General features: G+C 58.0%; 11 protein-coding genes. 10 read left to right on the forward strand and 1 reads right to left on the reverse strand.

Annotated features, from left to right (window positions below):
- Positions 1-1,793, reverse strand: a 1,793-nt coding sequence (locus PKKP23_RS32730) for a DUF4158 domain-containing protein (RefSeq protein ID WP_240659262.1), incomplete at its 3' end; no start/stop codon positions are given.
- A 93-nt stretch (positions 1,794-1,886) separates the two neighbouring features.
- Between PKKP23_RS32730 and PKKP23_RS32735 the strand changes: the two genes are divergently transcribed.
- The 10 genes from PKKP23_RS32735 (at position 1,887) to PKKP23_RS32780 (ending at position 10,304) form a co-directional block, all read left to right on the forward strand.
- Positions 1,887-3,578, forward strand: a complete 1,692-nt coding sequence (locus PKKP23_RS32735; protein WP_126880004.1) for a site-specific integrase — start codon at positions 1,887-1,889, stop codon at positions 3,576-3,578.
- A 204-nt stretch (positions 3,579-3,782) separates the two neighbouring features.
- On the forward strand, positions 3,783-4,316 hold the full coding sequence (locus PKKP23_RS32740; protein ID WP_126879996.1) for a hypothetical protein: 534 nt from the start codon (positions 3,783-3,785) through the stop codon (positions 4,314-4,316).
- A 101-nt stretch (positions 4,317-4,417) separates the two neighbouring features.
- A complete protein-coding gene (locus tag PKKP23_RS32745; RefSeq protein WP_126879997.1) occupies positions 4,418-4,813 on the forward strand; it encodes a PAAR domain-containing protein in 396 nt (131 codons plus the stop codon).
- A 9-nt stretch (positions 4,814-4,822) separates the two neighbouring features.
- On the forward strand, positions 4,823-5,437 hold the full coding sequence (locus tag PKKP23_RS32750) for a PAAR domain-containing protein (RefSeq protein WP_126879998.1): 615 nt from the start codon (positions 4,823-4,825) through the stop codon (positions 5,435-5,437).
- Positions 5,437-6,255 (forward strand): hypothetical protein, encoded by an 819-nt coding sequence (locus tag PKKP23_RS32755; protein WP_168724617.1) that lies wholly within the window; start codon positions 5,437-5,439, stop codon positions 6,253-6,255. Before PKKP23_RS32750 ends, PKKP23_RS32755 begins: the two co-directional genes overlap by 1 nt.
- Positions 6,256-6,306: 51 nt before the next feature.
- Positions 6,307-6,501, forward strand: coding sequence for a hypothetical protein (locus PKKP23_RS32760; protein WP_126879999.1), 195 nt, complete (start codon positions 6,307-6,309; stop codon positions 6,499-6,501).
- A 119-nt stretch (positions 6,502-6,620) separates the two neighbouring features.
- Positions 6,621-7,049: a hypothetical protein gene (locus PKKP23_RS32765; protein WP_126880000.1), complete on the forward strand. Its 429-nt coding sequence runs from the start codon at positions 6,621-6,623 to the stop codon at positions 7,047-7,049.
- 49 nt (positions 7,050-7,098) lie between these two features.
- Positions 7,099-7,569, forward strand: a complete 471-nt coding sequence (locus PKKP23_RS32770) for a hypothetical protein (protein WP_126880001.1) — start codon at positions 7,099-7,101, stop codon at positions 7,567-7,569.
- A gap of 623 nt (positions 7,570-8,192) precedes the next feature.
- Positions 8,193-9,194, forward strand: a complete 1,002-nt coding sequence (locus PKKP23_RS32775; protein WP_126880002.1) for a glycosyltransferase family 2 protein — start codon at positions 8,193-8,195, stop codon at positions 9,192-9,194.
- Between the two features lie 489 nt (positions 9,195-9,683).
- Entirely contained in the window at positions 9,684-10,304 is a 621-nt protein-coding gene (locus PKKP23_RS32780; RefSeq protein ID WP_126880003.1) for a recombinase family protein, read from the forward strand.
- The last annotated feature ends 216 nt before the right edge of the window (positions 10,305-10,520 follow it).

The raw sequence follows: 10,520 nt of genomic DNA on the forward strand, positions 1-10,520 counted from the left end.
CTGCGGGCACGTCTGTCCAGCTGGTTCCAGTGGACTGTCACAGGGTCGACGGGCATTGCCCAATAATCAGCAGGACTCCTGCACATACCGCATTGGCACATGCCTGCATCGGCAACTTGACAATGCCCTTGTTTCAGCTCCCGGTTGAAGGCGAGCCATTGTGTATGCAACTCGGCTGCCAGCGCATCGAGCTGGCTATCGATGGGTTGCCGAAGGAACGGGATATCCATCTGCGCCAGCGCGTCCGATTTCTCGCTCATCGAAACAAGCTCGTCGGAGAAGTGACGGTGTTGCAGACTGTCGTCGAGGTAGATCTCACCCGACTGGAAGCGCTTGCGGATCTGGCGGTACAACCAGAATTCGTAGCGATCGGCGTGCAAGCCGGTCGGTTGGCCATCGGCGCCGAAGATCAGCAGGTATGGCCGCAAGCGCTTTGGCAGCGTGGCTGCGGGACATTCGGCGAGCGGTCGTTGTGACAGACGTTGCTGTTTGGCGAATATCTCCTTGACCCAGGCCAGCGCCGCGAGCCACGGATTATCTGGGGATGTCCCGACAAAATCGAGCTCGACGTACAAGGGGCGTAGGTGACGGCGAATACGTTTGGCCAGACTATCCACTGCCAGCCAGTGTAGTGCCAGTTGACTCAGTGGCTTTGTAGTCATGCGTTGTGCCGTATTTTGCAGCACATCTTTTGCCATGATTTTGTAGGCGCGGTGACGCACCTCGCCGAACGGCGTTGGATCGGCTACGCTGTCGTCTACGTAGAGCGACAGCAGGCGACCGATCTGCGGCGTTTCCCGATGGCGTTTTACCTGTTCGGCGACGAGGGACTGCTTCGCGCCTTCACTGCTTTCTTCCTCAAGCTGCTTCATGTGGAAGGCCATCGCATCGACCAGGTTGTCGCTGAGCTGTCGGAAACGTACCCAGGAATAGCACAGCAGGTAGAGCTGCGTCTGGTCCGCCTTCAGGTTGCGTAGGTCGTGGACCGTATAGAAATTCGCCAGGCTCGCGTAGTACAGCACGTTCTGTTGTGAGATACCCAGCCGGGGCAGCAGCGTCTTGGCAATTTCGTGCAACGGCTGCAGCGTGGCGCGCTTCTCGCGTTCGCGGACCATCTGACGCCAGCCGAAGTCCTTGGCGTCCTGTTTCAGCGCTGCCAGTTGCGACAGGGTATCGTCGCGTACCAGAAGCTGGTCTAGTATGGCTTTGGTTGATTCGTCCAATACGTCTGCGAGCAAGCTGCCCAGTCGTCGACGTTCGTCGGACAGGGCTGCGCTGACCAGTTCTTGCAAGGTCGTGTAGCCGGGCCGAATCATCTTGTGTTCGTTGAGCCACACGATGAGCTCAGCGGCGATGAATCCGGGCGTCACGTCGCGGCGTACAATTTGCGCGGCCTTCTGCGCGAGTTGCGGCAGGAAGGCAACCGTCCACGGCCGATAGCCGTACAGTGAAGCGACCTGCTCGCGCTGAGCGTAGTACTCGTGCCGGGTGATCGGTTTGCGTTCGAACGATGCGTCGTGGAAATAGCGGCTCAGCACAAAATCGTAATCTTCCTCGACCTCGTCCCAGTCGAAGCGGAAGAAGGCGTGCTTGGCCTTGAAGTAGCCGATCTGCAAGACGCAATAGATTTGCGCGGGTACGGAGGGCCGGCTGCTGGCGAGTGTCAGTTCGGACTCGGTCAAAGCCAGGTATTCCAGCCGCTGCGCATCGTCGAAGTCAGGCAGGCCGTATAAGGCCTCCTGTTCCGCATCCGAAAAGACGGTCAGTCGCTCGCTTTTGTGGATTGTTGTCATCGAGAAGTTCAATGGACACACGGAAAATCCATGATACTCCAGAGATAAACCTTATTATCTCTGCATGGTCGTTTCTTGGCTAAACTCGATGTCATGAAAACACGCCTCACGATCCCGGCCGCCGCCGACCTTCCGACCGACTTCCCCGACGCCGACGCGCTTGCAGCGCTGCGTGCCTGGTACGAAGGCGCATCCTCGCGTGACGCCGTCAGCCGGTACCTGCGTGAGCAGCTCGGTCATGGCCAGTCTGCCCGTAGCGTCATCGGTCAGATCCGACGGCAACTTGCACTTTACGCCCGCAGCCGGCAGCGGCTGGATCTGGCCTTGCTGTTCGAATGCCTGGCCCACAAGCGCAGGCGTCATGCCCGTGCCATCACGCAGGCACTCGAGACGCTGCGCACGCTGCCATTACCGACCCCGCAGATCGGGGACGACATTGCGTGCTGGCTGCCTGAGCGCGCTGTGCGTGCCTTGCACGCGGCCAGCATCCGGACCCTGGCCGAACTCACGGTGCGCATTCCGCGGCGCCGGCAGTGGTGGGTCGTCATTCCCGGTCTCGGCCCGGCCAGCGCCAAAAGAATCGAGGCATTCTTTGCCGCGCACCCGGCGCTCACGGAACGGGCCCACGCACTGATCATCGCGGACCGGCAGTCAGTCGTGACGCCGTGGGAACACCTGCGGCTACCGCACGAGGTTGACGGATCTGCCGGCGCCTTCCGCGCACCATTGTCGACCTGCATCCTGGGCGCCGACAACGACTACGACGCCGTCCAGGCGTGGCTTGCGCTGCACGAATCTCCGGCCACGCAGCGCGCCTATCGCAAGGAAGCCGAACGGCTGATTCTCTGGGCCATTGTTGCCCGCAGCAAGGCACTGTCGTCGCTGACCACGCGCGATGCAACCGACTACCGGGCGTTCCTGCGCCGACCGACACCACGCGAACGCTGGGTCGGTCCACCCCGGCCGCGCACATCGCCAGACTGGCGCCCGTTCGTCGACAACCTCTCGGCCCGCTCGATTGCCCATGCGCTGGCCGTGCTCAGCGCCATGTTCCGCTGGCTGGTGGAGCAGCGCTATGTCGTGGCCAACCCCTTTGCCGGCATCAAGGTCCGCGGGAGCAAGCGCGCCATGGCAGTGGAAACCACACACGCCTTCACCGAGGGGGATTGGCTGCTCACGCGCACTATTGCCAACGGGCTCGAGTGGTCGTACGGCTGGCAGGCGCCCGCCGCGCAGCGACTTCGCTTCATGCTGGATTTCGGTTACGCGACGGGACTGCGGATCAGTGAACTGACCGATGCGACCCTGCGAAACGTCGAGGTCGACGCCGCTGGTGATCACTGGCTTCACGTGACCGGAAAAGGCGGCAAGCCAGCCAGGGTGACCCTGACACCGCTCGCTCGGGCCGCGCTGGACCGGTATCTGCGGGAGCGGGGGCTGCCGGTGAGCCGTGCCCACTGGAACCCGACTACGTCCCTGATCGGCAGCCTGGACGACGCCAATGCCGGCATCAAGCCACTGCGCCTGTGGGAAGTCATGCGCAGGTTCTTCCGGCTCTCCGCGCAGATTATCGAGAACGACCATCCGGCGCTGGCTGAAAAACTGCATCGGGCCTCGCCGCACTGGATGCGCCATACCCATGCAACCCACGCGATCGCCAAGGGCGTCGAACTGAGCGCCGTGCGGGACAACTTGCGCCACGCGTCGATATCGACCACGTCCATCTACTTGCATACCGATGATGTCAAGCGAGCGCGGCAGTTCGGGCAGGCATTTACCGACTGAACATCTCGTCCGTCACATCAGGCAACAAGCCGATTGATGTTCACAATGTGGAACGACGGAATTTTCGGCGGTTCCGGCGTAGAACCCGGAACTGCATGCGGAAGATGATCGGCGCCACGCGCATACCGTGGGCGAACAACAGTCCACGAAAACCCCAGCGTCGGCTCTGCCAAAATAGCCGTCCATCCTCTTTGTCCCGCCGACATGAAGCACTCCGACTTTCACATTGGACTCGAATTTCTCGGCCCGGCCGGTTTCGTTTGGCGCTGCACTGACGTCGGCACCCGCACGATCGTTGCCATTCGCCTCGCGCACGACGATCCGAACTGGTATCGCGGCCCGCCGTACGTCGCGACGGAAGAAGTGTTCGACGAGCATAAGATAGCCGACTGTCACCTCACGGAAGACGACGCCATTCGCGCGGCAATCGAGGAAGCCGACACCTCTGGCCACCCGGGTTTTCCGCACGAGGTCGTCACTCAGATGATGCAGGCTCGCCGCGAGGAGCCCTCGGCCCCGTATCCCAATAAAGGCGTGCTGCGCTTTGATAGGCGCGCAGCGGACGGCGAGATCCTCCACCCATACGCCGCGCGCAAGAGCGGCAAGCGCTGGATGGTGAAGCTTTACCTACCGTTCCCGCAGGCGTTTGACGAAATGCCGGAGCGCGATTTCATCGCCTTGCCGATCGCAACAGCGAACGACGTACGCGCTTGCGCCAAGCGTCATGCAACGGAGTAAGCGCGCTCAGTTGCTATAATCGCCGACCAAAATAGCGGCGCAATCTGCCGCACGAGAGTATTCCGAGAATTCAGGCCGACTCTTAAAAGGAGCAAGCGTTTATGCAAAACGCACAAAACGAGCAACAAGAAAATGCTGAAGCAGTCATCGAGAAATATCATCCATTCGCGACGGAGGGCTCGATTACCGAGCGCGGTGGGCGAGTCGCTCACGGGAGCAGTGGCGCAAAAATCGCCGATCTGACCATCGCCCGTGTCGGCGATAAGGTCGTCTACGAGGACGGAAGCGAGGCATATATCATCGACGGGGCAGGCTTTGCGGCCGTCTGCTTGGACAAGCCGCTGGCGCTTGTCGGCAGCCGGCTCAGCAACGGCGATCGCATCATCAAATCCATGCACAACGGCGCGGGCATTAACGAGCGCGCGGGAAAGCCCATCGAGGGATTATTCGACCCCGACTACGTTCCCCCGCCGGCGAACACCGAAGCGCTTCACTGAGGAGGCGCGATGCGACGATATTTTCTCGCTAAGGGTGACCGCGCGGGTGCCGCGGTGATCGTCGAGGGTTTGCCCACAAGCACGTATCAAGGCGCGGACGGAGTGCGCGTCGAACTGTCGACCGTCTACATGAAGACTTGGTGCGATGCCTGCAAGAAGGACGGCTACATCTCACCCCGCGGCCCGCGCCATGCCGGCACAGCCGAGAACGGGCGGCAGCACGCGCTCTCCGGCGACGTCAACGCTTGCGACTGTAATCCTCCGCCGGTCTTCCAAGTTGTCCGCACGATGTCCGAAACTATCGGCGACGGCGACATCGCGCGGATGAGTTCGGCTGTTGCGCGGCTTTCGGCTGAAGACTCGCCAGAAGACGCTTGGCATTGGATTGGGTTCTCCTTGCGCGACGAAGGCAGTTGCGAAGGGCTGCGCTGTGCGGCTCACTTCGCCGACGGCTCGGTGGAGACGGGGACTTTCGACGCGCACAACACAGTCAGTCTTGCTCGGCCCAATGGCAGCCCGTGCACGACGGTTGAGGTTCTCTTCGATGGGCAAGGCCCGGCAACGGGCTCTGCGACTGAGTCGCTATTGTCGGCAATGATGTCCGGTTCGATGGGAGACGTTTGATGGCAGAACAGAAGACAGCAACGGCCCAGCAGCAGGCAAGCGCTCCAGTTGCTTTCAACGGCTCCTACGAAACAAAACAGGAGCATCCGCTCAGGGGCTCGGTCTTGCAGGCTGCAATCGACTCCTACGAGGAGTCGGCGAATCGCATCGCCTACGACATGATCCGCGACGAGGCGGTTCGACGAAAATACCAGGCGCATATCAAGAGGGTCTCAGCGGAGGTCAAAGCGCAAGTGGACAGCGGCGCAATCTCCGTGAAGGAGGGCGCGGAGTATTGCAATCAGTTGCGGGACAAGCTCTTTATCGAATATCGCAAGTTCACTTCGCCACAGGGAGTGGCGCGGGCGCAGGAAATTAAGCTCAACGCAAAGGGCTTTGACTTCTATCTGAATAAGTACGCCCAGCAACAATTTGGCCGCCCATTCCTTACGCTTTCGGAAACGGAACGCGGCTCGGTTTACTACGCCGTGATCGAGTCCGCGGGACGCGACAACGCACGAGTCACTGCAGCAGCAGCGAAAATGCAAGCGTTGGGCAAGTCGTTGATCCTGTTCACGGCGGTTCTTGCTGTCGGCGAAATCGTCCGCGCGAAGGATAAGGTCAGAGAGGCTGCCCGGCAAGGAAGTATCATCGCGGCCGGCATGATCGGCGGCGCCGCTGCGGGTGCGGCAGTTTCATTCATTTGCGGCCCGGCCGAGCCGATTTGTGCCGTGGCGACGGTAACGATCGGGAGTAACCTGGGGGGCATGGCGGGGCAAGTCATGTTCGACTTCTATCAGGATGAACTCGACGCTTTCAACGAGTTGATGTGGCATTGAGGCGCTGAAACGATGCGAGACCTTCTGCTAGATGGGCTGCTAGCAATTTGCTTGATCGCGCTCGCATGCCTTTTTGTCGCGATCTTCAACGCCCGGATTGGGCAACTCGAATGGTGGCTTGGCGACGAAGAGGCGGAAAATCGGCCGGGCGGGCGCCTCGCTTTCATCCGCTCGAGTTGGTTCTTCTACGTTGCTGGCGGAACCTTTGTTACGACCGCGCTGGCGTTGATGTTTCTGATGGACTAGCGGTTAGCCGATGGGGGGCTGTCGGACCGGGACGGAGCCCCCCGTTACGTGATGCTTTGCGTGCGAGCGCCAAGCACGTCGGGCGGTCGCGAGACAACAATATCTTTCGGGGAATCTCCATGTTGGTAATCAAGCTAATTGTCATCGCCGCTGCCATCGCGGCACTCGTTCTGGGCATCACGAAGTTCAATCAGCACTGCACCGCTAAGTTCGGTCACGCGTTCTTCACGAAAACGGCTTTCTACATCACGGCCGCTGCACTGGGTCTGCTAGCCATCGGTAACATGTGGCGGCACTCAGCGATCCAGAGCCACGGCGACGCGCTGAACGGCGTCGTGTTGATGGTTTTGGGTGCTTTGCTGGCGTGCTGGCTCGTCTACGTAAACATCCGCCGTACCGACGCCATGTATGGCATCGGCGGCTCGGTTGCACAACTCGGACTGTTCTCGGTCTTGGCCTGGGTGTGGCTACCGTTGATGGTCTTGGCCCTCATCGGCCAATTTCTTCTACTGATGACCGCGAAGCCCGTGTATGTCGTCAACCGCTGAAGCTTGAGGTGCAGGAGTATCGAGGATGCCCAGTTTAACGGATACGCAGTTGACCGAGATTTTCGGTCGGAATCGGCTGATTAACGATCTCCTGCGCAGCGGCGTTGAGGTGGCAACACCGGCTCGCGATCGAGGCGTCGATCTGATCGCATACCTTGACATCGACGAGCAGATCGGACGGTTCGCGGCTGTGCCGATTCAGATCAAAACAGCGACGCAGCGCTCGTTTTCAATCGATCGAAAATACGCGAAATTTCCGGATCTCCTGTTTGCGTTCGTCTGGGGTATCGGACAACCGGAGACAGCGACCATCTATGCGCTGACCTATCCTGAATCGGTAGAGGTCGGCAAGTCGATGGGATGGCTCGATACTGAGTCTTGGATCCAAGGCGGCCGATACACAACCACTGCCCCCAGCGAGAGGCTTCTCAGTCTCCTCTCACGATACGAGGTTGGGCCGGGGACATGGAAGAGTCGAATAAGCTCGGCACTTCGCGGCGCGCAGTCACTCGACGGATAGCGTCGACAGCCGAGAGGGGGATTTTAGCGCCGCGAGAGCGATGATTCTCTCTTTCGTATCAATCACTTAACGCCATTTTGGCGAAAAATCCACGAATCCCGGCCGACCCTCTTTTGTGCTCCTGCTCTGGCGCAATACTTGGCGGTGTGCGAATGACGAAGATTGTTTCATGCATATACACACGCCAGCAGGTTCTGACATTGTTGCCCAGCCTTATCCGAACCGGCTTGGCAGGCATTTTTTTCCTGAAGACCTTTGTACTGCGCTTGCATATCGTACCGACATGCTGAACGATTATTAAGTCTTCTATGGTCACGCATTCGAGCGCCAGAAGATCTATATTGGTCCGAGCAAGGAGTTCATCGTTGCCATGTTACGAGACTCGATCGAGCGGCTAATGCCACACTACGAGTGGTTGGCACGGGAGAATGGTTGCCCGCTGCGGTGGCACATCGCTCATCCCTCTAGCGAGGGCCAATTTGAAGGAATATGAAGAGTCTGAGCCCTGTCATAGGTGCTTTCAAATATAGTGCGTCTGTCAGAGTCCAGGTGATTGTGAGGAGATCGTCGATCCCGCTTTCCATCTGGTTAATCTTCTGAGATGGCGATCTGGAGTCGGTTGAATGACAAATATGTTTCCAGTCGTAAGTGTTGTTATCCCGGCATATAACAGGGCTAAATTCATTGGCGAGGCTGTGGAATCTATTCTTCGACAGACATTTCCGCAGATCGAACTAATAGTTGTTGATGATGGGTCGACGGACGAGACGGGCCGCGTCGCGCTCGATGCTGCGAGATGGGATCCCCGCGTCCGCATTGTTCGGTTGGAAAGGAATCGTGGGGTCTCTGGAGCTCTGAACGTTGGATTTCGTACTTCACGCGGGAAATTTATAGCGCGGCTTGATTCCGATGATGTAGCCGTCCCCGAGCGAATCACTATGCAATTGAACGCTCTCCATGCCAGTGACAGGCTGGTGGCAGTGGGCTCGCATATGGAGCAATTTGGCGAGGTGCCCCATCAACTCATCCGATTTCCACTCTCCGATAGCCGGATCAAAGCCCATTTGGTTGCGGCAGCAAACCATCTGTCTGGAGGAACCATGATGGTGCGCCGGGATTTTGTAGAGCGACATGGAATATCCTTCGATGAAACCCTTCGGGTTGCTGAGGATTATGGTTATCTGATATCAATCATGGAAAAGGGTGGGAGTTTTTCAAACGTCGACTCAGCCTTAATCGGCTATCGCGTTTACTCCGAGAATACTTCAAATTCATTTGCACCAATATTTAGGGAATTTGTTGGAAAAGTAAGAGGGCGGCTGATGGGCATATGGTTCCCATCATTCGAGGATGTCGAACTCAACCTGGTTACCGATATGTTCGCGGAACCTTTTGCGCCAGACATTAAAGTTCTTCTTAACACTTGCCGCGTGGTAGGGAAATTGATTTCAGCAAATCCTATCGATTACGGACAGGACCGAGAAACTGTAAGGCACTACCTTGCCAAATTCCTGCAGGACATGGCGATTGTGTATCGCGATCACGGGATTTACAACCGTTCTCATCTTGACGTTCTCCAGATCTTTGCTCGGGGGCTCGTTGTGGACTCCATGAAAATCTTCTAGGATTTCATGGATAACGGACATCGACTGCGCATGTCCGTTATACCGATTACTGCTGCTGCACAATGACGATACGCTGGCCCATCTCTCGAAATGGACCCGTACCGGCTTCGCAATGGATGGACGACATGGATATGCTATGGATCGTTCCGGATGCATTGAGTGTGCACTAATCGCTCGCCAAAGCGTCGCTCTCCAAAACATCGCTCTCCAAAACGTGCATATGAAATGCCGGAATAAGTCCTTACAAGAAACAGAGCAAATACAATGGGCGCACCACGCAAATTTAACGATTCTCCTAATAGGTAATCAATGCCTTACAATTGTATTTCCTTGACAGAATCGTACTCCGAAAGGTACGTTTGGCGATGTATCGTCGCTGCCCTAACCGCGATAGTGTGATCAGAAAGCGGTTATTGCGAATGACGCCGGACAATGCAACAAATGACCCGGCGTGGGCGCATGGCGCGCTCATTGAGGTCGGAGAAGTAGATGCCTACGAGCAGGAAGATTGGATATGCACGTGTATCAACAGATGAGCAAAATCTTGATCTGCAACTGGATGCACTGATTTTGTATGGCTGCAGTATTACTTACTCAGATCAGGGGGTGTCCGGGACGCGAGCTGACCGTCCCGGCTTGCGCGAGGCGCTCACTGCGGCGCAGCCCGGCACCACCTTGGTGGTCTGGCGCTTGGACCGTCTTGGGCGCTCCCTTCGCCATCTGGTGTCCATCATCGGCGACCTGGAGGGGCGCAACGTTCGTGTTGTTTCGCTGACAGAGTCTGTCGATACAAAATCGACCGCTGGGCGGTTTACCTTTCACCTGCTAGCAGCACTTGCGGAATTCGAGCGCGGCCTTATCAGCGAGCGCACGCGTGCGGGGATAGCTGCCGCGCGGGCCCGTGGGAAGCAAATCGGACGGCCATTGGCGCTTGATGATGAGCAATGTGAGCGCGCAAGCGCGCTGCTTGGAGAGTACTCAGCACGATTCGTGGCGCGAAAACTGAACGTTGACAGGAGGACTCTGGTTCGTAACCTTCGACGTTGGAAATCCGAGCGGGCACAGGATACGATGTCTGATCATCAGATTCCCGGCGATGATGGAATTTAGTCGAACAGCCTTGTAAAATTCAGAATTGGCTTCGGAGAGACTGCTGCGCGCTGAAGAGTGTGCCAGCAGATCGAACAGCAACCGAGTTTGGCTAAAAGTGCCCAACGCCCATAAATGGAAAATCCATCCGTAACCCTTGTCAGATGAGGCTTTGGGGAGGACGGGCGAGTCGCTATGCGGGCGACCGTCGCGTGAAGACATGCTCGATCTGTTGCG

The organism is Paraburkholderia kururiensis JCM 10599 = LMG 19447, from assembly GCF_003986935.1.
Classification (GTDB): domain Bacteria; phylum Pseudomonadota; class Gammaproteobacteria; order Burkholderiales; family Burkholderiaceae; genus Paraburkholderia; species Paraburkholderia kururiensis.